This is a genomic window from Pannonibacter carbonis, assembly GCF_003012935.1.
Lineage (GTDB): Bacteria > Pseudomonadota > Alphaproteobacteria > Rhizobiales > Stappiaceae > Pannonibacter > Pannonibacter carbonis.
In genome coordinates this window covers 71985-94742 of sequence record NZ_PUDR01000001.1, presented here as the reverse complement: position 1 = coordinate 94742, position 22758 = coordinate 71985, and the positions used below count along the sequence as shown (strand labels likewise).

At 64.0% G+C, this 22758-nt stretch carries 26 protein-coding genes; 19 read left to right on the top strand and 7 right to left on the bottom strand.

The window, feature by feature from the left end; all coding sequences use genetic code 11:
• Nucleotides 1-17: 17 nt before the first annotated feature.
• The 5 genes from C8348_RS00455 to C8348_RS00435 form a co-directional block, all read right to left on the bottom strand.
• A complete protein-coding gene (locus tag C8348_RS00455; protein WP_106751300.1) occupies nt 18-773 on the bottom strand; it encodes an iron ABC transporter ATP-binding protein in 756 nt (251 codons plus the stop codon).
• Nucleotides 770-1726 carry an iron chelate uptake ABC transporter family permease subunit gene (locus tag C8348_RS00450; protein WP_244293907.1) on the bottom strand — a complete coding sequence of 319 codons (957 nt, stop codon included), beginning with the start codon at nt 1724-1726 and terminating at the stop codon, nt 770-772. The genes C8348_RS00455 and C8348_RS00450 overlap by 4 nt, the downstream gene beginning before the upstream one ends.
• Nucleotides 1723-2673, bottom strand: a complete 951-nt coding sequence (locus C8348_RS00445) for an ABC transporter permease (protein ID WP_106751298.1) — start codon at nt 2671-2673, stop codon at nt 1723-1725. Before C8348_RS00445 ends, C8348_RS00450 begins: the two co-directional genes overlap by 4 nt.
• A 75-nt stretch (nt 2674-2748) precedes the next feature.
• On the bottom strand, nt 2749-3645 hold the full coding sequence (locus C8348_RS00440) for a siderophore ABC transporter substrate-binding protein (protein ID WP_106751297.1): 897 nt from the start codon (nt 3643-3645) through the stop codon (nt 2749-2751).
• A 176-nt stretch (nt 3646-3821) separates the two neighbouring features.
• The gene (locus C8348_RS00435) at nt 3822-4820 is read right to left on the bottom strand and encodes a helix-turn-helix domain-containing protein (protein ID WP_106751296.1); all 999 of its coding nucleotides are present in this window, start codon (nt 4818-4820) and stop codon (nt 3822-3824) included.
• Nucleotides 4821-5019: 199 nt separating this feature from the next.
• Between C8348_RS00435 and C8348_RS00430 the strand changes: the two genes are divergently transcribed.
• The 13 genes from C8348_RS00430 to C8348_RS00370 all read left to right on the top strand — a co-directional run bounded on the left by C8348_RS00430 (nt 5020) and on the right by C8348_RS00370 (nt 18033).
• Nucleotides 5020-7005 (top strand): TonB-dependent receptor domain-containing protein, encoded by a 1986-nt coding sequence (locus C8348_RS00430; RefSeq protein WP_106751295.1) that lies wholly within the window; start codon nt 5020-5022, stop codon nt 7003-7005.
• A 396-nt stretch (nt 7006-7401) separates the two neighbouring features.
• A complete protein-coding gene (locus C8348_RS00425; protein ID WP_106751294.1) occupies nt 7402-7701 on the top strand; it encodes a DUF2218 domain-containing protein in 300 nt (99 codons plus the stop codon).
• A gap of 176 nt (nt 7702-7877) precedes the next feature.
• Nucleotides 7878-8600, top strand: a complete 723-nt coding sequence (locus C8348_RS00420; RefSeq protein WP_106751293.1) for a MotA/TolQ/ExbB proton channel family protein — start codon at nt 7878-7880, stop codon at nt 8598-8600.
• Nucleotides 8590-8973: an ExbD/TolR family protein gene (locus C8348_RS00415; protein WP_106751292.1), complete on the top strand. Its 384-nt coding sequence runs from the start codon at nt 8590-8592 to the stop codon at nt 8971-8973. The genes C8348_RS00420 and C8348_RS00415 overlap by 11 nt, the downstream gene beginning before the upstream one ends.
• Nucleotides 8974-8983: 10 nt before the next feature.
• Nucleotides 8984-9379 carry an ExbD/TolR family protein gene (locus tag C8348_RS00410; protein ID WP_106751291.1) on the top strand — a complete coding sequence of 132 codons (396 nt, stop codon included), beginning with the start codon at nt 8984-8986 and terminating at the stop codon, nt 9377-9379.
• On the top strand, nt 9376-10257 hold the full coding sequence (locus C8348_RS00405) for a TonB family protein (RefSeq protein WP_106751290.1): 882 nt from the start codon (nt 9376-9378) through the stop codon (nt 10255-10257). Before C8348_RS00410 ends, C8348_RS00405 begins: the two co-directional genes overlap by 4 nt.
• A gap of 339 nt (nt 10258-10596) precedes the next feature.
• Nucleotides 10597-11673, top strand: a complete 1077-nt coding sequence (locus tag C8348_RS00400) for a methionine ABC transporter ATP-binding protein (protein WP_106751289.1) — start codon at nt 10597-10599, stop codon at nt 11671-11673.
• Nucleotides 11663-12328, top strand: coding sequence for a methionine ABC transporter permease (locus C8348_RS00395; protein ID WP_106751288.1), 666 nt, complete (start codon nt 11663-11665; stop codon nt 12326-12328). The genes C8348_RS00400 and C8348_RS00395 overlap by 11 nt, the downstream gene beginning before the upstream one ends.
• A 32-nt stretch (nt 12329-12360) precedes the next feature.
• The gene (locus C8348_RS00390) at nt 12361-13143 is read left to right on the top strand and encodes a MetQ/NlpA family ABC transporter substrate-binding protein (RefSeq protein ID WP_106751287.1); all 783 of its coding nucleotides are present in this window, start codon (nt 12361-12363) and stop codon (nt 13141-13143) included.
• 154 nt (nt 13144-13297) lie between these two features.
• Complete coding sequence (locus C8348_RS00385) at nt 13298-14440, top strand: CobW family GTP-binding protein (protein ID WP_157950330.1); 1143 nt, start codon at nt 13298-13300, stop codon at nt 14438-14440.
• Complete coding sequence (locus tag C8348_RS00380; RefSeq protein ID WP_106751285.1) at nt 14437-14736, top strand: nitrate reductase; 300 nt, start codon at nt 14437-14439, stop codon at nt 14734-14736. The genes C8348_RS00385 and C8348_RS00380 overlap by 4 nt, the downstream gene beginning before the upstream one ends.
• A 94-nt stretch (nt 14737-14830) precedes the next feature.
• Nucleotides 14831-17338 carry a sensor histidine kinase gene (locus tag C8348_RS00375; protein WP_106751284.1) on the top strand — a complete coding sequence of 836 codons (2508 nt, stop codon included), beginning with the start codon at nt 14831-14833 and terminating at the stop codon, nt 17336-17338.
• Nucleotides 17335-18033 carry a response regulator transcription factor gene (locus C8348_RS00370; protein ID WP_106751283.1) on the top strand — a complete coding sequence of 233 codons (699 nt, stop codon included), beginning with the start codon at nt 17335-17337 and terminating at the stop codon, nt 18031-18033. The genes C8348_RS00375 and C8348_RS00370 overlap by 4 nt, the downstream gene beginning before the upstream one ends.
• Here C8348_RS00370 and C8348_RS00365 read toward each other — a convergent pair.
• Nucleotides 18030-18992 (bottom strand): GNAT family N-acetyltransferase, encoded by a 963-nt coding sequence (locus C8348_RS00365; protein WP_106751282.1) that lies wholly within the window; start codon nt 18990-18992, stop codon nt 18030-18032. The two genes, C8348_RS00370 and C8348_RS00365, sit on opposite strands and share 4 nt — an antisense overlap.
• A gap of 3 nt (nt 18993-18995) precedes the next feature.
• Nucleotides 18996-19994 (bottom strand): GNAT family N-acetyltransferase, encoded by a 999-nt coding sequence (locus C8348_RS00360; protein WP_157950329.1) that lies wholly within the window; start codon nt 19992-19994, stop codon nt 18996-18998.
• A 328-nt stretch (nt 19995-20322) separates the two neighbouring features.
• Between C8348_RS00360 and C8348_RS00355 the strand changes: the two genes are divergently transcribed.
• The 6 genes from C8348_RS00355 (at nt 20323) to C8348_RS00330 (ending at nt 22742) form a co-directional block, all read left to right on the top strand.
• Nucleotides 20323-20670 (top strand): NHLP leader peptide family RiPP precursor, encoded by a 348-nt coding sequence (locus tag C8348_RS00355; RefSeq protein WP_108724192.1) that lies wholly within the window; start codon nt 20323-20325, stop codon nt 20668-20670.
• A gap of 51 nt (nt 20671-20721) precedes the next feature.
• Nucleotides 20722-21072, top strand: coding sequence for a hypothetical protein (locus C8348_RS00350; RefSeq protein ID WP_208983430.1), 351 nt, complete (start codon nt 20722-20724; stop codon nt 21070-21072).
• A gap of 34 nt (nt 21073-21106) precedes the next feature.
• Nucleotides 21107-21454, top strand: a complete 348-nt coding sequence (locus C8348_RS00345) for an NHLP leader peptide family RiPP precursor (protein ID WP_208983429.1) — start codon at nt 21107-21109, stop codon at nt 21452-21454.
• 92 nt (nt 21455-21546) lie between these two features.
• Complete coding sequence (locus tag C8348_RS00340; RefSeq protein ID WP_106751280.1) at nt 21547-21891, top strand: NHLP leader peptide family RiPP precursor; 345 nt, start codon at nt 21547-21549, stop codon at nt 21889-21891.
• A gap of 122 nt (nt 21892-22013) precedes the next feature.
• Nucleotides 22014-22346, top strand: a complete 333-nt coding sequence (locus tag C8348_RS00335) for an NHLP leader peptide family RiPP precursor (RefSeq protein WP_106751279.1) — start codon at nt 22014-22016, stop codon at nt 22344-22346.
• A gap of 60 nt (nt 22347-22406) precedes the next feature.
• The gene (locus tag C8348_RS00330; protein WP_106751278.1) at nt 22407-22742 is read left to right on the top strand and encodes an NHLP leader peptide family natural product precursor; all 336 of its coding nucleotides are present in this window, start codon (nt 22407-22409) and stop codon (nt 22740-22742) included.
• The last annotated feature ends 16 nt before the right edge of the window (nt 22743-22758 follow it).

Here is a 22758-nt window from a genome sequence, read left to right as displayed (position 1 = left end):
TCCTGCATCGCGCCCTGTCAGCGGTGGTGGATGACAAAGGGGCGGCGATCCAGCTCGATGACATTCAGGTTCATGCCGTAGAGATCACCGAGCAACGGAGCGGTCAGGACCTCGCGCGGGGTGCCTGCGGCGAAGAGACGGCCATCCCGGAGCGCAACCACATGATCGGCCCACTGTGCGGCATAGTTCACATCATGCACGACGATGACGATGCTCTTGCCGGACTGGCGCAGGCCATCCAGCCGCTGCATCAGGGCGCGCGCGTGCGGCATGTCGAGGTTGTTGAGCGGCTCGTCCAGCAACAGCCATCCGGTGTCCTGGGCGAGGGTCATGGCAAGGAAGGCCCGCTGCTGCTGGCCGCCGGAGAGCTGATCGAGGAAGCGAGTGGCCAGATCTGTCAGGTCGAAGGTGGCAAGGGCGTCAGCGACGATGCGCCGGTCAGCCTCCGTCTCGCGGCCCTGGTTGTGCGGCCAGCGGCCGAAGGCGACGAGATCGCGCACCGTGAGGCGGCTGGCGACCGTGTTCGACTGGCCGAGGATGGCCACATGCTGCGCGAGTTTGGCGGAGGGGGTGGCGCGGATGTCCATGCCGTCGATCCGAACGCTGCCCTGCTGCAGGGGCAGAAGCCGGCCGATCAGGTTGATGAGGGTCGACTTGCCGGCGCCGTTGGGGCCGATCAGCGCGGTGATGGCGCCCGCCGGCAGGGTCGTGCTGATGTCCGACAGGATGGCGGCCGGGCCGATGCGGTGGCTGAGGCTGTCGATGCGGATCATCGCACGCGTCCTTTCAGGAGCAGCCAGAGGAAGACCAGGCCGCCGATGCACTCGACGACCACGCTCAGGGTGGATTGCTGGCCGATCAGGCGCTCGAAGATGAGCTGACCGCCGACCAGGACAATGCCGGCGATGAGCGCGGCGGCAGGCAGAAGCCTTGCATGGCGATCCGCGCCGACCAGCGCATGGGCAAGGCCGACGACGATGAGGCCGAAGAAGGCGACCGGGCCGACGAGGGCTGTGGAGACCGAGACGAGCAGGGCCACCAGCGCCAGGACCAGCAGCATCAGCTGCTCGTAGCCGAGCCCGAGCGAGACGGCGACGGGACGGCCAAGCGCCATGACATCGAGGCGGCGCGACAGGGCACAGGCGACAGCAATGGCGGCGAGGGCGGCGCTGCCGCCGATGAGGAGCAGCGTCGCGTCGATGCGGGTGAAGCTGGCGAAGGTGACCGACTGGACGACCGAATAGGCGTTGGGATCCAGCACCCGGGCGACGAAGCCGGAGAGCGAGCGGAACAGGACGCCGAGAATGACGCCGGTCAGGATCATGCGGGCGATGTCGCGCGGGCCGCGGCCGAGCAGCGTGCCGAACAGCAGCACGGCGGCGGTGATCATGACGCCGACTTCCAGCCCGAACTTCAGCGCCTTGGGCAGGCTGGTGAAGCCGACCGCGCCGATGACGGCGACCAGCGCCGTCTGCATCAGCACATAGAGCGCATCGAAGCCCATGATCGACGGGGTGAGGATGCGGTTCTGCGCCACGGTCTGGAACAGCACGGTGGCGACCGCGATGGACGCGCCGACGACCAGCATGCCGCCAAGCCTCGTCGCGCGCAGCGGCAGGATGAAGCCGGCGTTGGGACCAAGGCCCGCGAAGAGATAGGCGGCGCCGAGGCCGAGAAGGCAAAGGGCGAGCAGGGCAAGCGGATGGGCGCGGACGAAAGCCATCATCGCGCCGGCTGCCGGTAGAGAAGCCAAAGGAACAGCGCCGAGCCCAGCACGCCCAGCACGGTGCCGACCGGGACCTCGTAGGGGTAGCGCACCGCGCGGCCGAGGATGTCGCAGGCCAGCACCAGCGCCGCGCCGCCGGCGGCGACCACGGGCAGGCTCTGGCGCAGGTTGTCGCCCATCAGCCGCGAGACGAGGTTGGGCACGACAAGGCCGACGAAGGGGATCATGCCTACCGTGACGACGACGAGCGCAGTGACGATGGAGACGACGGCAAGGCCCAGATGCAGCACCCGCTCGGTGTTAAGCCCGAGGTTGGTCGCCGCGTCCCGGCCAAGGCCCAGGAGGACGAAGCGGTCGGCGTAGACATAGGCGAGGGCGGCCGCGGCACCGGCGATCCAGAGCAGTTCGTAGCGGCCGGCGATGACGCCGGAGAACTCGCCCGACATCAGCCAGGTGCTGATGTACTGCATCAGATCGGTCTGCCAGCCGATGAAGGTGACGGCGGCCTGCAGCACGCCGGCGAGGATCATGCCGACCAGCGGCACGAGCAGCACCTCGCGCGGGGGCAGGCGGCGGATGAGGCGCAGGAACAGGAAGGTGGTGGCAAGAGCGGCGGCACTGGCCACCAGCATCTTGACCACGATTGGCGCGCCGGGGGCGAGCAGCGTGATGGCCAGAAGGCCAAGGGCCGCGCCCTCGCCGGTGCCGGTGGTGCCGGGCTCGACGAAGCGGTTGCGCACGATCTGCTGCAGGATGACACCGGCAACGGCAAGGGCCGCGCCGGTGAGAAGCACGGCCAGGGTGCGTGGCAGGCGCGAGACCCAGAAGATCAGCGCCGCCTGCGGATCATGCCCGATCGCGGCCACATCGACGCTTGCCGCGCCGAGCATGAGGCTCAGCGCGGACAAGGGGATGAGGGCGAGGGTCAGGAGGGCGGCGAGGCGCATGAGCGTCTGGAACCTGGAACCTGGAACCTGGCGTTGGCTGGGCGTTGGCAGGGCGTTGGCTGGGTCGCGGCGGGCTTACTTCGCCAGCGCGGCCTTCAGCTCGGCGAGGGTGCCCATCAGCGAGGTGTAGCCACCGCCAGCGATGTAGATCGGCGCGGGCGACAGGTAGACGATCTGTTCGGCCTTGGCGGCCTTGGTGCCCTTGACCAGCGGGTTGTCGAGGGTGGCGGCCGCCGAGCCGGCTTCGCCGATGGCAGCGCCCCGGTCGATGACGAAGATCCAGTCCGGGTTGGTCTCGGCGATGAACTCGAAGGAGATCGCGTCGCCGTGGGTGTCGGTCTTGAGGCCCTCACGGGCTTCCGGCAGGCCGAGGGTCGAATGGATCCAGCCAAAGCGCGAGCCGGCGCCATAGGCGGAGAGCTTGGTGCCGTTGGTGAGCAGGACCAGCGCGGTGCCTTTGCCCTCGGCGGCCTTGGCGACGGCGGCCAGTTCAGCGTCGAGCGCAGCGGTCAGCTCGGCGGCCCTGGCTTGCCTGCCGAAGGCCTTGCCATAGGCGGTGAGGCGGGCCTTGGCTTCCGCGACCACGTCGCTGCCGATGGTCATGTCGATGACCGGGGCGATGGGCGCCAGCGCTTCGCCCTGGGTGGAGGAGCGGCCGCCGATGACGATGAGGTCTGGAGAGAGGCCTGCAACGGCTTCCAGGTTGGGCTCGAACAGGGTGCCGACCTTGGGGGCCTTGGCGATGTCCTCGCCCAGATAGGCGACGTAAAGCTTGTCCGGCACGCCGGCGGGAACGATGCCAAGCGCGAGCAGGGTATCAATCGCGGCGATGTCGAAGACGGCGACCTTCTCCGGGGTGCCGGCCAGCGTGACCGGGCCTTTCGCGGTCTCGATCTCGACAGCGGCGGCAACAGCCGGAACGGCAAGGGCGATGGCGGACGCCACCGCAGCAAGGCGGGCAAGGCGAAGCATGGGCAGACCTCGTGAGAATGAAACGGGAAATGGCGCGTGGCTGGCATGGCTGGCTGGCGCGATGCCCGAGGTCTAGCGCCGGAGGGGGGGCGAGGTCCAGAGAAAAGTTGAGCTTCATTCTCATGTATCTATACGTGGTGTCGCCTTCGCCGCGTCGTATCCGCAACGCTCGGGTGTCAGCGATCCTGCACGGCGCTGGGCGGCAGGCCGAAGGCGCGGCGGAAGGCGGTGGCGAAGTTGGCCGGGCTGTTGTAGCCGACCATGTAGGCGGCCTCCGCAACGCTGATGCCGTCCCGTTCCAGTGCCATCCGGGCGCGGTCAAGCTTGTGGGCGCGGATATGGTGGGCGAGCGAACAGCCATGCGCCTGCCGGATCAAGCGCTGCAGGCTCGTGGCACTCAGACCAAGCGCGCGGGCCATTTCAGACGTGTTGATCGGTTCGGCGAGGTGGGTCTGAAGGTAGCTGTCGATGGCCTGAAGGCGCTGGCGCTCCCCGGCCTTGAGCGGCGGACGGGTTACGGCCTTGGCCGGTTGATCGGTCATCACCTGCAGCAATGCCTCCTCGATCAGGCCCAGAACGCGGCCTTTCAGATAGAGCTGGAACAGGAACGGCGGAAGGGTGGGTGGGGCAATGATCTGCTCGGCAAGGGAAAGGGCATGGGCTCCCGGCGCCCAGACCCTGCGTGCGAGGTGCTCGCGCATGAAGTGCCGGACCGGGTCAGCGTCGCTCGACGCAAAGCCTGAATGCTGTTCGAGCCATCTTGCTGAAATTCCGATGGAAACCTTGCGAAGCCGGCAGCCACGGCGGGCCTGACGCAGGAATTTTTCAGGTTGCGTCATGGCATAGATGGTGGCGACCGGTGCGCCGGGGCAACCGTCTGCATCCCGGCCTGGCACGGGAATGCGCATCGGACCGATCCAGGCTTCGACCTCGCCTTCCAGAAACACTGAAACGGTGATTCCGGGCGGGGCTTCTGCCTCGGTATGCAGGTCGTGCAGGTCAACCGCATTGGAATAATGCACCGACAAGCCCTCCTCGATGTCGAGAAAGCCGATCCGGCCGCGCAGGATCTGGTCGCTCCGCTGAAGGGAGGGGGCAACCCAGGTCGTGTTGCGGCCCCCACCAGCCCGGTTGAGATCTGCCTTGGTCAGATAAGTCCCGGCGGATGAATGCATCTTGTTTGCCTGAGGTGGGGATCGGAACCGTCGATCCGAATGCAAAGGATTTTGGATGGATCGCAAAGGCCGCAGCAATTGCCGCCATCGCCTGCGCTCCTGTATTCAATACCTGAATTAATTGGTCAAGTTTTGCGAATGCCGTGTCTGGACCCGGGACTGCCGGTGCGATGCGGCCGCAACATGGAGAAACCCAACGATGCACTGCGACAGCCGTCTGCTGACCCGACTGGCGGGATCGGCCAGCCTTCTTGTTTTTCTGGCGCAAGGTGCGCTGGCCCAGACGCCGGTGACACTGGACAAGGTCGTTGTGACCACGGCCGGCGCGAAGACCAAAAGCGAAGCGGACCAGAACGCTGCGGCCGATGTGGAGATCAGCCGCGAGGAGATCCAGGCTACGCAGCCGCAGGACCTGAAGCAGCTGTTCTCGCAGACGCCGTCTGTCAGCGTTGCGGGTGGATCAACCGCCTCGCAGAAGTTTTACGTGCATGGCATTGACGAGTCCAAGCTGAACGTCAAAGTCGACGGAGCCCGGCAGAAAAACAACGTCTGGCACCACAATGGAAATACCGGCATCGATCCGGTCTTCCTGAAGTCGGTGTATGTCAATGAAGGCGTGGCGCCGGCAGATTTCGGGCCTGGATCGCTCGGCGGTTCGGTGCTGTTCCAGACCGTGAGCGCGCGGGATCTTCTGGAAGACGGCCAGACACATGGCGGCTTTGTCAGTCTCGGCTATGACACCAACTCGGAAGCCTTCAAGACGACATCTTCCGGCTATGCGGCCGTCAATGGTTTCGAGATGCTGGGTGGCCTGACGCGGCAGGAGGGCCAAGACTACACGACGGGAGCGGGCAAGCGCGAGGTCGGCACCGCTGCGGACATGTGGAGCGGGCTCGGCAAGCTGGCCTACCAGAGTTCCGAAGGCCATCGGATTGAAGGGTCGGCGGAGTATTTCCGCGACAACGGCTTCCGCCGCATGCGCACCAACATGGGGCCGGTCACGGCGGAAATGAACAAGAACCTCTACGAGCGGTTCACGGCGACGGCCAAGTACACCAGAGAGAACGCGGATGGCCTGTTCGATCCGGAAGTGCTCTTCTACTACAACCTCAACAGCCTGAAGCGGCCCAATAATTCAGGCTACACGCGGCCGGTGGGGGACTTCAATTCGACCGTTGAATCCGTCGGTGGTCATGCGCAGAACCGGTTCAACTTTGACCTCGGCAGCATTACGGTCGGCGTCGACTTCTACCGCGATCATGTCCATGTCGACCGCTTCCACTTCCCGAGCGATGTGTCGGAAACGATCTGGAACGTGGGTGCCTACACCCAGGCACGACTGACGCCGGTGGAGAAGCTGGAGATTTCGGCGGGCTTGCGGGCTGACTTCCAGTCCTATCGGGCCGTAGACGGCCAGACCTTCGACAATGCCGGCGTGTCGCCGAACATCGACCTGTCCTACGAAGTGCTGCAGGGGCTGAAGCTGCAAGGTGGATATGGCTATGTGTTCTCCGGGCTGGAACAGGCCGAGGCCGCGCTGTTCCATGCTGGCAACTACACCTATTCCAAGTCGCTCAAGCCTACCTATGCCCATAATGCTAAGGTTGGCCTCGACTACACCATCGGCGGACTGAACCTTGGGGCGAAACTGTTCTACATCAAGGTCGTTGACCCGGTGGATTACAACTTCACCACTCGGACCCGCATCAATGGCCAGGATCTGGTGTCCAAGGGCTTCGACCTGACGGCCCGCTATTCGATGGCCAATGCATCGGTGTTTGCAGCCTTTACCCATGCTGAGGTGGAGTATGGCAACCGCATTGCCCTGTCGGGGGACTACAACAACGGCGTGCCGGTTGGTGACACGCTGAGTGTCGGAGGAAGCTATCTCTTCTCCGACTACAACATCGAAGTCGGCGCCAATGCGGAGATCGCCTTCCAGTACAGCAATGACGATCTGGCCAGGAACGGCTATCGCAACCCCATTAAAGGCTATCAGGTGGTGGACGTTTTTGCCCAGTGGAAGACCCAGCTGGCCAAGACTGACCTGACGCTGCGGGCCGAGGTAAATAACCTGTTCGACGAGGAGTATTACAGCCGCGGCAGCTACAACCCGACTAGCCGTATCCCGCCAGCCTATTCGCCGGGCCGTAGCTTCTATCTGAGTGCTTCGGCGAAGTTTTGATCAAACGGACAGATACGGGAAAGGCTGAGGCCTTTCCCTGATCCTCGGAACCCCGGTCCATGTGCATGCCACGCCGTCATTCCGGACAAGGTGAGCGAAGCGAACCGAAGATCCGGAATCCAGCGTGTCAGTGCAAGCGTCAGCGAGCCCGGAACCAAACCGGTGCAGGCCGCGGACCACAGGTCAGTTTTGGCGCGCTGTGCGCGGCTGATTTCTGGATCCCGGATCAGGTCCGGGACGGGTCCCGGCTCGGCGCTTCGCTGACGCTCAGCTTGGCCGGAATGACGCGTCTGGGGCAGCGTCGGTTTTCAGTCGGGCGCCCGGAGGTCGCGGGCAAACAAGCACGGAACGGACCGCACGTGGCCCGTTCGGGACGCGCATTTGAAGGAGAGGGACATGTTCAGATCCAGCGCCGAGGCGGTGACGCCGGCGGCTTCGAAATATCTGCAGCAGTTGTGCAAGCATTTCGCCCACAAGGTAACCTGTGAATGGACGCCTGAGATGGGCCGGGTCGATTTCCCCTTTGGTGATTGCCGGATGACCGCCGAGGGCGACCGTCTGACGATTGCCTGCGAAAGCGCCGAGGAAGAGGGGCTGAAGCGGATGCAGGCCGTCATCGATGTGCATCTGGAGAAATTCGCCTGGCGGGAGGAGCTCAAGCTGGAGTGGCGTGGTTTGGCTCCACAATCCGTTTGAGATCAGGGGCTTGAGGTGCCAATCGCATCCTGGGTCCCCGACACACAGGGCCATGTCCCGATGCGCTGGACATTTGCATGTTGCGGTGCGATTAATTTCTTGTCATTTGCACTCAGGTTTATTCGGTGCGCCTGCCGCAACCTTTGCTGAGCGCACCTCCTACCGGGATCTGGTCGATGTTGTCCGAGTTGTCTCTTTCGCTGCCCGCGTTCCTCCTGCCCGTTGCCGATCTGATCGCGCAGGGTGGAAATGTCGTGGCGATCCAGGTTGTCATGTCGGTGGTGGCGTTGGCACTGGTGTTTGCCAAGGTGTTGCAGTTCGCCCTGTCCGGGGCGAGCCGCTACGCCCGCTCGCGGCAGGCGCTGGGCCTTTATCTGGACGGTGATACTACCGGCGCGCTCGCCCGGGTGACCGGACAAAAAGGCATGATGAGCGAGGTCCTGGCCCTGCTGCTGAAGGCGCAGACGCGGCCGGGCGGGGCGCGGCCGGACCTGCTGCGCGAGGACATCGAGCGCATATGCATGGGCAAGATCGCGGCCTTGCGGTCGTGGCTGAGGCCGCTGGACCTGATCGCGCAGACGGCTCCCTTGCTGGGTCTGTTTGGGACGGTGCTGGGCATGATCGAGGCGTTTCAGGCCATGCAGGGGGCAGGGGCGGCTGTTGATCCGTCGGTTCTTGCCGGCGGCATCTGGGTGGCGCTGCTGACGACGGCCGTGGGTCTCGCCATTTCCATTCCGGTCTCGGCGGCCGTCAGCTGGTTCGATGGCCGGATCGAGCGGACGCAGCAGGAGATGGAAGCGGTTGTGACCGCGTTCTTTACCGGCGCTGCGGCTGAACGCGCCGCCGTGCTTCCAGCCCATCTGGATGTCATTCAGGGTGGATCCCGCCATGCGGTTTGAGCCGAGGGTCAAGCGCAGGCCGGTCAGCCTGACGTCGCTGATCGACGTGATCTTCCTGCTGCTGCTGTATTTCATGCTGGCCTCGTCCTTCTCCCGTTATCATCAGTTGCCGGTGTCGAGTGCGGCGGCGGGCGCGGGGGCAGGGGCGCGGCCGGCGCTGCTGCGCCTGCATGGCGAGGGCAAGATGGACCTGAATGGCCTGCCGCTTGAAAGCGCTGCCCTGGAGGCGGCGCTGGCGCCGTTCGCCAATGATCCGCTGAAGATCGTTGCCGTGTGGACCGGGCCGGGCGCTGCGGTGCAGGATTCGGTCGCGGTGCTGGCCGCCGCGCGCAAGGCGGGCGTCAAGGCCGTGCTGGTCAGCGGCCTGAACTGAGGAGCGGGCGATGAAGTTCCGGACACCGCCGCGCCGTCAGATGACGGACAACACCATTCCCCTGATCAACATCGTGTTCCTGATGCTGATCTTCTTCCTGTTCGCAGGATCGGTCGCGCGTGACGACGCCCGGCGGATCACGCCGCCGGAGATGATCCAGGACGACGAGAACATCCGCTCGACCGGCGCGCTGATCATCGCCGGCGAGCAGGAGCTGTATCTGGAAGACAAGCCGGTGACGCTGGAGGCGGCGATTGCGGCGCATCTGGCCAAGGGCGGCGGGCTGATGCGCGTTGCCGCCGAGGCGACATTGCCCTCCGATCAGCTGGAGGCGGTTCTGTCCGCGCTGACGGCGGCCGGGATCAAGGACATCGTGCTGATCACGCGCAAGGGGCAGCCGGCATGAGGCCCTGGCACTACCTGGCGGCAGGGCTCGCGCTGTCGCTTGCCGCCCATGCGGCCGCCTCGGCCTATATGGTGCCGGACGAGGAGGCGCCCGAGATTGCAGCGTCCGCCGGCGGGGCTGTGGCCGTGGTCGGATCGCTACAGGATCTCATCGAAGGGGCGGACGAGACCGTGATCAAGCCCGTCGAGATGCAGATGGAGACGGTGCAGCCGATCCAGCCGCTGCAAGCGGTAGAGACAGTGACGGCGGCGGTGGTGCCGCCTGTGGCCGAGCTGACATCGATTGCTCCGGTTGATCCGATGCAGCCGATCGTGCCTTTGCTGGCACCGGAGCAGACGCCGGTCGAGCCGGAGCAGGCTCCGGTGGTCACGGCGATGCCGGAGGTCAAGCCGGTGAAGCCCGAACCCCAAAAACCCGAAACCCAGAAACCCGAACCCCAGAAACCTGAGCCGAAAAAGCAGCCGGCCAAGAAGGTTGCCAAGGTCGAGAAGAAGGCCGGGGCCGAGATCAACAGCCAGCGCGGCGGCGAGGTCGTGACCAGCACGGCGGTGCAGTCGAACGCCAACGGCACGGCGGACGGGTCCGGCGACGAACAGGGCGAGGGCGCACGCACCAACTACAAGGGCAAGGTCATCGCCAAGCTGCGCCGGGCCAAGCAAGCCGCCCGTGGTGGCGGCCAAGGCACGGCGACGGTGGAGTTCGTGGTGGCACGGGATGGCAGCGTTTCGAGCATCAAGCTGGTGCGCTCGGCCGGCGATGCCGCGCTCGACGAGGCGGCGCTGGCCATGGTTCGCCGCGCTGCGCCGATGCCGGCGTTTCCCGATGACATCCGCCAGCCGAGCCTGTTCTTTCGTGTGCCGGTGGAGTTCAGGAACTGATAGGGGACGCATGGCGGTTGTCCGTCGTCGGGCAACTGCGTGAAAAGATCTTTCCGACTTGCGACAAAGAAGGGAACCGGATACCTCGCAGCTTAGGGTTCGACGTGCGAAATATCCGGCAACAAGATGAGTAACCGGGTAAAGCGCTGCCAGACCGGATGTACCGGGGACTGTTTTGGGCTGTGCCGTCAGGTGTTGCCCTGCCAATGGAAAATCAAGGCGTTGGGAGGCGCCGGGACAACGGGTGAAACTGCCATGCGCATGCTGATGTGTTGCTGCTGATCAAGTCCGGACGGACGAGCGTTTCCTGTTTTCCTCCCCCCAGCATAAGTTCCTGACATGCCCATTTTCCAGACAGGCGGCGCGGCCGCTGACCCTCTCGTCGTCTTTGACGGCGTGACAAAGCGCTTCTCTGCTGCCGGTGGGGCAGGGGAAGTCGCTGCCCTTGATGGCGTTTCCCTTTCGGTTCCGCGCGGCCACATCACGGCGATCATCGGTCGGTCCGGTGCGGGCAAGTCGACGCTGATCCGCCTCGCAAACGGGCTTGAGACGCCGACATCCGGCAAGGTCCTGGTCGATGGCGTCAATGTGGCCGGGATGAGCGAGGCCGGTTTGCGCGGTATCCGGCGCGAGGTCGGTATGGTGTTCCAGCATTTCAACCTGCTGGCGTCGCGCACGGTGTTCGACAATGTGGCACTGCCACTCGAGATAGCCGGCGCGGGAAAGGCAGAGATCGCCAACCGGGTGAGTGACCTTCTGGATCTCGTCGGCCTGTCCGACAAGCGCAATCGCTATCCGTCGGAGCTGTCCGGTGGGCAGAAGCAACGGGTGGGGATTGCCAGAGCGCTGGCAACCGAGCCGAAGCTCTTACTCTCCGACGAGGCGACCTCGGCGCTGGATCCGGAGACGACGCGCTCGGTGCTGACGCTTCTCAAGCAGATCAATCGGGATCTTGGGCTGACCATCCTGCTCATCACCCACGAGATGGATGTGGTGAAGCAGATCGCCGACGACGTGGCGGTGATCGATGGCGGGCGCATCGTCGAGCAGGGCAGCGCCTTTGACATTCTGGCGACGCCGCGCCATGCGACGACCCGGGCCCTGCTGGCCGGGCAACCCGGACACCGGCTGCCCGATGCAATTGCCGGGCGACTGCTGGCTGCTCCCGTGGACGGTGGACGTGCGGTGCTGCGCATCGTCAGCGCAACGGAAACAGGCGGCACGCTGCTGGCCGATCTCGTGCGCCCGCTTGGCGAGGCTGCCGAAGTGATCGCCGGCTCCGTGGAAACCGTGGGCGAACGCAGCTTTGCCGCGCTGGTTGTAAGCCTGCCGCCGTATCAGGCCGAGCAGATCGTTGCATCCGAGCCGTTGCCGGATGGTCTCTTGAGCGCGGAGGTGTTGGGATATGTCGCCTGAGATTCTCTGGCTGATCGCGAAGGCCACGGGACAGACCCTGCACATGGTCGGGGTGGCTGCGCTGGTTGGTTCACTGCTTGGCGTGCCGCTCGGTGTGTTCCTGGCGACGTCCGGGAAGGGCGAATTGTTTGCCGCGCCGATGGCGAACCGGTTGATCGGTCTGGTGGTCAATGCCGCCCGGTCAACGCCTTTCATCATCCTCGTCGTGGCGATTATCCCGTTTACCCGGCTGGTGGCTGGTACGTCCATCGGCACCACGGCGGCAATTGTGCCGTTGACGGTGGCGACGGTTCCCTTCGTTGCCCGGCTGGTGGAAGCCGCCGTGCGTGAAGTCGATCCGGGACTGGTGGAAGCTGCGAGGGCCATGGGCGCGACACCCCTGCAGATCGTGCAGAAGGTGTTGCTGGCGGAAGCCCTGCCGGGATTGACGCTGGCGCTGACGCTGACGCTGGTCAGCCTGATCGGCTATTCGGCCATGGTCGGGGCTGTCGGGGGCGGCGGGCTCGGCGACCTCGGCATACGTTACGGTTATCAGAGGTTCATGCCCGATGTGATGCTGGCGGTCGTCGTCGTGCTCATCGTGCTTGTGCAAGTTGTCCAGTCGGCCGGCGACCGTCTCGCCCGCCACTTCGACAAACGCGGCCGGCGCAGCTGACCGCATTTTCCAGAAGAACAGGAGTTGTTCACATGCTGAAGTCCCTTCGCTCCCTGCTGACCGCCGGCCTCGTGCTGGCCGCCGTGCCGGCCCTTGCCGAAACGATCAAGATCGGCGTCACGCCCGGCCCGCATGCCCAGATCATGGAAGTCGTGCGCGAGGTCGCCAAGGCCGATGGCCTCGACATCGAGATCCTCGAGTTCTCCGACTATGTCGTGCCGAACCAGGCGCTGCATGACGGCGAGCTGCAGGCCAATTCGTTCCAGCACAAGCCCTATCTCGACAATCAGGTGAAGGACCGCGGGTTCGATCTCGTCGAGGTCGCCCAGACCGTCAACTTCCCGATGGGCCTCTACTCCAAGAAGGTGAAGAGCTTCGACGAGTTGAAGGACGGTGCCATCATCGGCATTCCGAACGACCCGACAAACAGCGGACGTGCGCTGCTGATTCTGCAGGACGCCGGCTTCATCAAGCTGAACCCGGAGAAGGGCCTGAAGGTTGGCCCGGCCGATGTGACCGAGAACGCCAAGAACTTTTCGTTCATCGAGCTGGATGCAGCGCAGCTGCCGCGTTCGCTTGACGACACGGATGCCTCGGCCATCAACACCAACTATGCGCTGGAAGCCGGTCTCAACCCGACCCAGGACGCGATCCTGAAGGAAGGCGCTAAGGCTCCGTACATCAACCTGATCGCCGTGCGCAGCGCCGACAAGGACGCCGAGTGGGTGGCCAAGCTGAAGAAGGCCTACCACTCGGACAAGGTGAAGGCCTTTGTGCTGGAGACCTTCAAGGGCGCGGTTGTCCCGGCCTGGTAATCCAACTGGCAATCTGACATGTGAAACGCCCGGCCATGTGCCGGGCGTTCCTGTTTTTGCCGTGATCTGGCAGCATGTAGGGGCCGAGTCCGGGCTTGCGCTGGCTCTATAGTGCAAATAGATATGTTATACAGTTACACAAATCGAGGTGTGCGTGGCTTCCCTTTCGACCGATCCGCTTGAGCCGATCCCTGTCCTGCTGCTGACCGGCTTCCTGGGGTCGGGCAAGACGACGCTGCTGTCCGATGCGCTGCGGTCGGTTCTGGGTCCAGATACGGGTGTCGTGATCAATGAGTTCGGCACGGTCGCGGTGGATCATGATCTGGTGCAGGTCGGGCGCAGTGAGGTGATGCAGACGACGACGGGCTGCCTGTGTTGTCATGCAGGTTCGGATGTCGAGGAGAGCCTCACCAAAATTGTCGAGGCGATGGGGCCGGACGGGGAGCGGCGCTTGACGCTGATGGTCGTCGAGACGACAGGGCTTGCTGATCCCGCGCCGGTCGTCAACCAGATGCGGGCGTTTCCGCCTCCCGCCGAGGGGCGCGGGTTCCAGCTGGCCGGTGTGATCACGACAGTGGACGCAGTGACAGCGCTTGCGAGCCTCGACGGCTATCTGGAAGCCTCGAAACAGATTGCCTTTGCAGACGCGGTGGTGCTGACGAAAACGGACCTTCTGAGCGAAGGTGACCGTGCAAGCTTCGATGCGCTGATCGAGGAAATCCGTGCTCTCAATCCGACGGTTGCCGTGCATGACCGGCACGCGGACGACTTTGATCTCCATGCGGTGTTCTCGCCGCGTGGCTATGACGTCGCCGCGCGCGGGCAAGATGTTCTCGGCTGGCTGGCGCTCGAAGACGCACTGGCGCCGGACACGTCCAAGCCTGGCCATGCGGCACACAACACAGGCGACAGCCGCCACGCGAATGGCGTGCAGAGTTTCGTGCTGACCAGCGACACGCCGCTGACCCGCGACGGCTTCTACCGCTTCCTAAGGACATTGCAGCTTTCTGCTGGGCCCAAACTACTGCGGATGAAAGGGCTGGTGTCCTTCACCGAGGAGCCGGGTCAGCCTTACTCGGTGCATCAGGTGCAGCATCTCCTGTCCATGCCGAAGGCGCTGGGTGAATGGCCGTCCACGGACCGGCGCTCGCGCCTCGTCTTCATTGTCGAGGGCCTCGACCCAAAGCCGCTGCGCGAGCTGTTCGAGGCGACCGTGCATGACACGGGGTCGTTCTTTGACAGCATCATGCCGGAGCGTTTCGGCAAATGGCTGAAATCCGGAAAGGACCGGACATGACATTCAACAATCCGCTGGCGCCCAAGGCGCGGGCCATTCCGCAGAAGCTGCGCGAGATCAAGGCCTGGGTGCGGGACCTGTTCGAACTGGATGACGACACCGCCGTGACGGTGAGCGAGCTGGCTTGCCGCGATGAAGGGTGCCCTGATATCGAGACCGTCATTGGCCTGCTCACAGCTGGTCATCCGAGCGAAGTGCACCGCCTGCACAAGCCGCTGGCGGATGTCGAGCGGGACGATGTCGCAGCGCTCGCCATGGTGTCCCGGCTCGCCAAGGCCGCTGATCCGCATGGCTGAGGCCGCCAGCTGACGGCCAGCCTGATGGTGGACTGGCAAGGTCCGGCAAACGGGCGTATCAGAGTTTGGCAGTCAACTTTTCGAACAGGTCCCAATGCCAGACACGCGTGCTGCCCCGCCCCTGTCGCCGCACCTGAACCGCTGGACCGGCGAATTCACTGAACTGGCGCACGAAGCCGCCTACGGCGCGGCCAATTTTCGTGCGACGCGGGCGACAGCGCGGATCGGAATGATTGCCTCGACGCTGGCCAGCGTGTCGTTCCTGCCGCTCGATCTGCAACTGATCGCACCGCCGGACCTCTACCTGTTCATTGGCATCCGGCTGTCACTGCTCGTGATCTGTGTCGGTGCCCTGGTTGTCATGCAGCACGCCAGCACTGAACGGGGTGTGATCCTGGTGACCTATGCGCAGCAGGCCCTGTTCTATTTTCTCAATGCGGTCATCTTCGATCACCCGGCCCTGACCCGGCATGGGGGAATGTTGCTGCCTCTGATGGCCCTGGCGCTGCCGGTTCTGTTGCCTGGCCGGCTGTGGCAGGCTGCCCTGATGAGCGCCTATGCGGCGCTGGTCAGCCTGCTTTTCTGGGGTGTGCTGCGGGAGGTGCCGGAAAGCCTGGCCGATCTTGGCGTCATCCTGCTTGTGACTGGTGTCGGCTTCTGTGTCGGCGTGGCGGCCCGCGCGCAGCTGAACCGGATGCGGCGCGAGGAGTTCCTGCATATCGAGCGGGAACGGCAGACCAATCTGGAACTTCTGGCGGCCAAGGACGCAGCGGAGGCTGGTGCGCGGGCCAAGTCCGACTTCCTTGCCGTCATGAGCCACGAAATCCGCACGCCGATGAACGGCATCCTCGGCATGGTGCGGTTGATCCTGGATGAGCCGGTTTCGGACCGTCAGCGGGAACGCCTGTCGGTGGTGCTGCGCTCGGCCGAAGCCTTGCGCGTGACGCTGGATGATGTGCTGGACCTGTCCAAGCTGGAACAGGGGGCGGCGAACTATGACCGGACCGCGCTCGACATTGCGCATGTGATGGACGACGTCATCGACCTGATGCGGCCGCGCGCAGATGAGAAGGGGCTCGTGCTTGGCCTGCAGATCCTCGCCGGGGTGCCGTCGCATGTGCTGGGCGATCCGGCAAGGCTCCGGCAGATCCTGCTCAATCTGGTCGGCAACGCGGTGAAGTTTACCGAGACGGGGCATGTGCTGCTGCGGGTCAAACCGGCAGAAGGTGGACTGCGCTTCGAGGTGGAGGACAGCGGCATCGGCATCAGTTCGCGGGAGATGGCGCGCCTGTTCCAGCCTTTCGTGCAAGCGGACCCCAGCATCCAGCGCCGCTTTGGCGGTTCGGGGCTGGGGCTCGTCATCTGCAAACGCCTGATCGAGGATATGGGCGGGCGCATTGGTGTCGACAGCAAGCCCGGGCAGGGAAGCCTGTTCCATTTCGAGCTGCCGCTGCCCGCTGTCGCAGCGCCCGCGGCAGCTATGCCTGTTCCGGCGGCAAAGCCAGTGCGGCGCTTGCGACTGCTTCTGGTCGAGGACAACGAGATCAACCAGCAGGTTGCCTCGGCGATCCTCGAGCGGGCCGGTCACGGCTGCGTTGTTGCGGAGACTGGGCGGGCGGCACTGGCGCTGGTGCAGGAGGAGGCATTCGACGCCATCCTGATGGACCTGCAGATGCCGGAAATGGACGGCTTCGAGGCAACGCGCCGGATCCGGGCGTTGGGAGCCAAGGGGCGCATGCCGATCATCGCGCTCACCGCCAATGCCATGCCCGAGGACGTCGCAAGGGCACGGGCGGCCGGGATGAACGGCCATCTGGCGAAGCCGATCCGCCCGCAGGAGCTTTCCGAAACGCTGGCGGCGATCGCTGCCGCCGGTACACCGTCAGTTAAGGGGGTATTTGCCGAAGGGCAGGTTCAGCCGGGGACAGTGGCCGAGGGGGCCGATGTCCTGCTGGTCGGTCCGGCAGATGTCGCGTCGCAGCGCCGGCTGTCGCGCATCGGATTGCGGGTGTTTCCGATGCCAGACGTGAAAGCAGCTGCAACCCTTTATGCCAGCCGGGCGTTTCCTGCCGTGCTGGTGCGTGGTGCAGACGGGCTTGCAATGGCCCGTGTGCTGACGACGCCTGAGGGCAACCGGCCCTTGATTGTGATCTGGCAGGACGGCGAAGCAGTGCTGGACCTGCAGCCCGGTGAACTGGAGCTGCCAGCGGCTGCAGATGATGACGAGCTGCGCCGGCGACTGTTCGGAGGGACGGGGCCAACCGGTGCGGCCGCAGATATCGGCAGCCTGTTTGATGATGTGAAGGTGAAGGCGCTGCAGGGGCTGTTTTTGCGCAACCTCTTGGAACAGCGGCAGGCACTGAAACCGGAAACTCTTGATCTGCAGCACATTTTGCAGATTGCGCATCGTGTTAAGGGAAGTGCGGCTAACATGGGATATGCCGACCTGGCCGCGCGCGCCGAAGCGGTGCTGGCGGAGCAGAGCGGCCGTCAGGGACCAGCTGTCCGGGCGTTGATCGAGATCCTGGACGAGACAATCGACATGCTTGGTGCGGCGCTGATCGGCGGATCGTCACCGGATGGGGCAAGGCGGGCGGAATGAGTGCGACGGTTCTGATCGTGGAAGATGCGCCCGAGAGCCTGGCGATGATCGCCGGCTATCTGGCGGAGAACGGCTTTCGCACCCTTTGCGCCGCCTCCGGCGCAGAGCTGCGCAACCGTCTGCAATCGGCCCAGCCCGACATCATCCTGCTCGACGTCAACTTGCCCGACGATGACGGCATCACGCTGGCCCGGCAACTGCGGCTTGGCGAGAGATTCGGCCTGATCTTTGTCACCGGGCGGGATTCGGACGAGGATGTTCTGGCCGGACTTGAGGCCGGCGGGGACGACTATGTCACCAAGCCGATCAACCTGCGCACGCTTCTGGCCCGCATCCGCAGCGTGTTGCGCCGCTCGCGCGAGCCGGTGATCACCTTCGATGGCTGGATCCTGGATGTGGTGCGGCGCGAGTTGTTCCGCCCGACGGGGCAACTGGTCGAACTGACTTCGGGCGAGTTCAACATTCTCGTGGCGCTGGCCTCACGCCAGATGCAGCCGGTGTCGCGCGATTTCCTGCTGGACGTGATCTCGAACCGGGACCCGAGAGAAATCTCGGGTCACACGGTCGACAACCTGATCGCACGGCTGCGCAAGAAGATGCTGCATGAAGGCAAGGACGCGCCGATCGTCACGATCCGTGGCGTCGGTTATGCCTTGATGCCGGAGCAGTCGCGCGGCGACACACCAGCCGGTTAAGCCTGATTGATTGTCTTGGAACTGCTGACGAGATGGTCGGCCCACAGGGCATAGGGGCGGAAGTGGCGGTCGAGGAGGGTGCAGACCCTGTGGCCGTTGCGCTGCGAGGGCTGCAGGATCAGCGTCGCGCCGGGACCGCCATGATGTTCCAGATCGCACAGCAAGTGGTCCATGGCCAGTAACATGTGGCTGGCGTCCGTGCTGCACCATCCGAGCGGGACGGACCAGCGGGTGAACCCCGGCTGATATTCGCCGAGAAGCCAGCCGCAGAGCCTGCCGTTCTCGTCAAACAGCAGCTGACTGACGGCCGGGTCGCAGTGCTCGAGCCAAGGCGCAGGGTTGGCCCAGGCTGGCATGGCTCCTGCCCGGGCGAAGGTGGTTGCGGCGGCGAGCATCAGGTTGCGCGGTTCGTCGGGCATCGCAGCCATGGGCCGGCTGGACAGACCATGTCGGCGGGCCGATGCCATCAGGGGCCGGAATGTCCGCAGGGCATCCTGTCGCTCGCCGACATTGAAGCTCATCCGCAGGCGTGCCGGTTCTGGTATGTCCCAGCCCTCACGAGAGAGGAGGGCTCGGAAACTCTCCAGTTGGGGCAAGCGGTCGGACCAGCTGGCAAGGAGATGCGTCCGCCCGGCGGAGGCCATGGTGATTTCGAGCTCGGCCAGGAGCGCACGGGCAAGGCCTTGGCGCCTGAACAGCGGCGTTACCATCAGCGACAGCAGCTCCTGGGTACCGAAGCGGTCCAGGCTTCGGCGTGATAGCAGCAGACCGGCGGGAACGTTCTCGATCCAGGCGACCAGATTGCAGTTGTCCGGTCCGCCTTCAGGATTTGCCAGTTGGCTGCGCAGGTTCTGGGTGGTCAGTCTCGACAGGGCCGCGAGATCCTCACGGTCCACCGGGCGAATTTCGATGTTCGCGCAGATGGATGCTGTGCCCTTGTGGCGTTGATCGGGGCGCATCGGTCAGGTCTCGCTTCCATCGGAGTGCAGGTTGAACTGGCTTTCGAACAGGAAGTCCGTTGCAACCGTATGGCTGCCGAATTGTTTGTACAGCATCCGTTCCATGCCGCCTGGAATTCCGGCCGGTGGCTGGGCAATCAGGATGGCATCCGGTCCGGCCTTGGCCTCCAGGCGCTGGCAAAGCGAGGCAATGCCACCAACGAGCCACCCGAGCGGAACCTTTTCCGCCACGACCCAACCTTGCGGAATGTACCAGCGACCAAGTGGTTGTTGAAGGACGCAGATCATCCAGCCGGCAACCGCGCCGGCCTGATCGGTCAGGACGACAGTGACATCCGGGTCGGCGGCCTGAAGCCAGCCCTCGGTGCTCGACCATTCCGGGGCGCGGCCGTTGGCAATGAGCACGGAACTCTGTGCCTGAAAGTCCGCAACGCCATCCGGGCCGAGTTCCGTCAGGGAGCGCACCTGAAGCCCCCGGGCGGCGATGCGGGCGAGAATGCGGTCGCGATCGGGAAATCCCAGTCGCCAGTCACCGATGCGCCAGGTCATGCGGCGGCGGGTGACTTCCGGCTGGTTCCAGCCGGCCACGGCAAGCAGCCGGGCGAATTCTGTCGCGCGTGGCAACTGGCTGGACCAGCGGGCAAACAGGCCGCGTCGTCCGGCCTTGCGCAACCGCGCGGTCAGCTCGACGAGGAGCATCGTGGCGATGCCGCGTCCTCGCCAGGGTTGCGCCACCATTACCGAGGTGAGTTCCTGCTGCTCATCCGGCCCCTTGCAGGACAGGATGAGGCCGACCGGTGTGGTCTCGACGAAGGCGGCAAGGCAGCAAAGCCCGAGGTCCGGCCGGCTCTGGTTCGCCAGGTCCGGGTTTGTCGGATCAGATGCAAGCATCCAGCGCAACGAGGCTGCGGTTAGCGAGGCAAGCGCTGCGGCGTCTGTGTTGCGGACCTCACGAATGTGAGGCAGTGGATTGCACTCAGTCCGGGATGTCATGTCGTTCATTCGGGCGTCCGCCATGTTCCGATCACGCCCGGGCGCGCGCCCGGTCTTCTTCCATCTCATTCCTAGCGTAGCCCTGCAGGTTTGGTTTGGAACTTTTCAGGTCCATTCAGCCCCGGTCAAATGCTTCGCCCTATAAAGGTCTCGTCAGAGATTTTGTGGAGATGAATCAAATTCATCTTTTTTCATCTGGCGTGATTTTGTGAATTGCTTTTAGCGGGCAGATTTTCTGGAGATTTTTCAGTCAATTTGCCTGACATTTCCGGCGCGGTGTTTGCGGCTGACGTTGCAGGGCTGTTCCGCCGGAATCCAGAACAACCGGGAGAGTTCCATGGCTGGTTCCACTGATCCGATGACATTGGCGCGTCAGCACGTCGAGCGTGCCCTTGTGGCTCGCGCTTCGGAAGACGCCGAGTTCCGCGCCCTGCTCGTTCGCGAGCCGCGCGCTGCCCTCAAGCAGCTGCTTGGCGTTGACCCGATCCCGGGGTTCCGCATTCGCGTGATCGAAGAAGTCCCGGGTGAAGTGACGCTTGTGCTGCCGCGTGACATCGCCGCGGACGAGCTGCCGGACGAACTGCTCGATCTAGCCTCTGGCGGCACGACGTTCCAGGACCTCGGCTGCAAGGATCCGCGCGCCGGTTGGGCGAAGCCGATCACGAAGATCGTGCGCACGGATTGAGGCGTCTGGACCTATCCCGGTCGAGTGTTTTTAGAAGGAAGGAGATTGCAAATGACCGAGTTTGTTGAAGGCATCAACAAGGCGCGCGCGCATATCGAGGCGTCGTTGATTGCAAAGGCGATGGAAGACAGCGTGTTTCGCACGCTTCTGAAGTCCGATCCGCATGCGGCGCTGAAGCAGCTGATGGGCAATGATCCCATCCCGTCGCTCAAGATCCGTGTGATCGAGGAAACGGCTGGTGAAGTGACCCTGGTGCTGCCGCGCTCGATCGCCGAGGACGAATTGCCGGATGAACTGCTGGATCTGGCGTCCGGCGGCGTTTCTTTCGGTAGTTTTGTCGAGATTACTGCCGAGCTGAACCGGGCCAGAGGCGGCAGCGCCGGCCCTATCTGCCCGCGTTGATCTGCCACAGATTCCATTGTTGAAAGGTGAGGGAATGAGTGACTTTGCTGATAACTTGAGTCGTGCTCGCACGCATATCGAGGCAGCTCTGATCGCCAGGGCGATGGAAGATGCTGCATTCCGCGAGATGCTCAAGGCCGACCCGCATGCGGCGCTGAAGCAGCTGATGGGCAATGATCCCATCCCGTCGCTCAAGATCCGCGTGATCGAGGAGACGGCTGGTGAAGTGACCCTGGTGCTGCCGCGGTCGATTGCCGAGGACGAGCTGCCGGATGAGTTGCTGGATATCGCCTCGGGTGGCATCAGCTTCACCGCGTTCTTTCCGCCCGGTGGTGACTTCTATAACGAGCCCGGCTGGCGGACCTCCTGCGCGAAGAAGTAAGGCCCTTAAGTGCCCGGGCCCGTTTGGCGCCCGGGCATCGGGCAAATATCAGCGGTCGCAGGTTTTAAGCAGTAGTGACTAGGAGAATTTCGATGAGCGATTTCAGCAAGACCATGGCGATTGCCCGCGACACCATTCAACGGGCCCTGATCGATAAGGCATCGGAAGATGCGGCCTTCCGCCAGAAGTTGATCGACAATCCGCATGCGGCACTGCGCGAGCTGCTGGGTAATGATCCGATCCCGTCGGTCAAGATCCGGGTGATCGAAGAACAACCGGGCGAAGTGACGCTGGTGCTGCCGCGCAACATTGCCGAAGACGAACTGCCGGATGAACTGCTGGATCTCGCCTCGGGCGGCATCAGCTTCAGCTCGTTCCTGCCGCCCGGTGGCTTCCATGGTGAGACCAGCTGGAAGAACCTCTGCCCGAATAAGTAAGGCGCAATCCAGACCGGAGCCCGGGTTGAATGCCTGGGCTCCGGTTGGTCCCTGGCGGGGCATGACCCGCGCGTGACAGCGACTTACCGCACCATTCCCAAGCCGGATATTGAAGAAGAACGATGAGTGATTTCAGCAAGAACATGGCGATTGCCCGCAACAACATTCAGCGGACCCTGATCGACAAGGCATCGGAAGATGCAGCGTTCCGCGAGCTGCTCAAGGAAAATCCCCATGCAGCACTGCGCGAGCTGCTTGGCAACGATCCGATCCCGTCGCTGACGATCCGCGTCGTCGAGGAACAGCCCGGTGAGGTGACGCTGGTGCTGCCGCGCAACGTTGCCGAAGACGAACTGCCGGACGAGTTGCTGGATCTGGCTTCGGGCGGGACGCTGTTCCATGCCTTCCTCGAGTATCCATTGACTGACAAGGCAAAGGGTTGCCCGAAGAGCTGATGTGCCAGGGGCGAGGCTGGTGGCTCCGCTCCGTTTTCCCCTTTGCTCAGGAGTTTCCTGATGACCGAGAACAATCACGGTTGGGCACTTGCCGGGGCCCACATGGAAGCAGCGCTGGTTACCAAGGCAAGCGAAGACGCCGCCCTTCGCGCGCTGCTGAAGAGTGACCCGCACGCTGCCTTGAAGCAGCTTCTGGGCGTGGATCCCATTCCCGCGATGAAGATTTCGGTCATCGAGGAAGGTGCCGGCGAGGTCGTTCTCGTTTTGCCGCGCCAGATCGCCCAGGATGAATTGCCGGACGAACTGCTCGACTACGCAGCGGGCGGAAACAACCGCGAGTGCTGGGAGAAGTTCAGCAATGACTGGTTTTTCGGCCGCCTGACGAAGAAGTCCTGATTGCGCCACTGTCGTC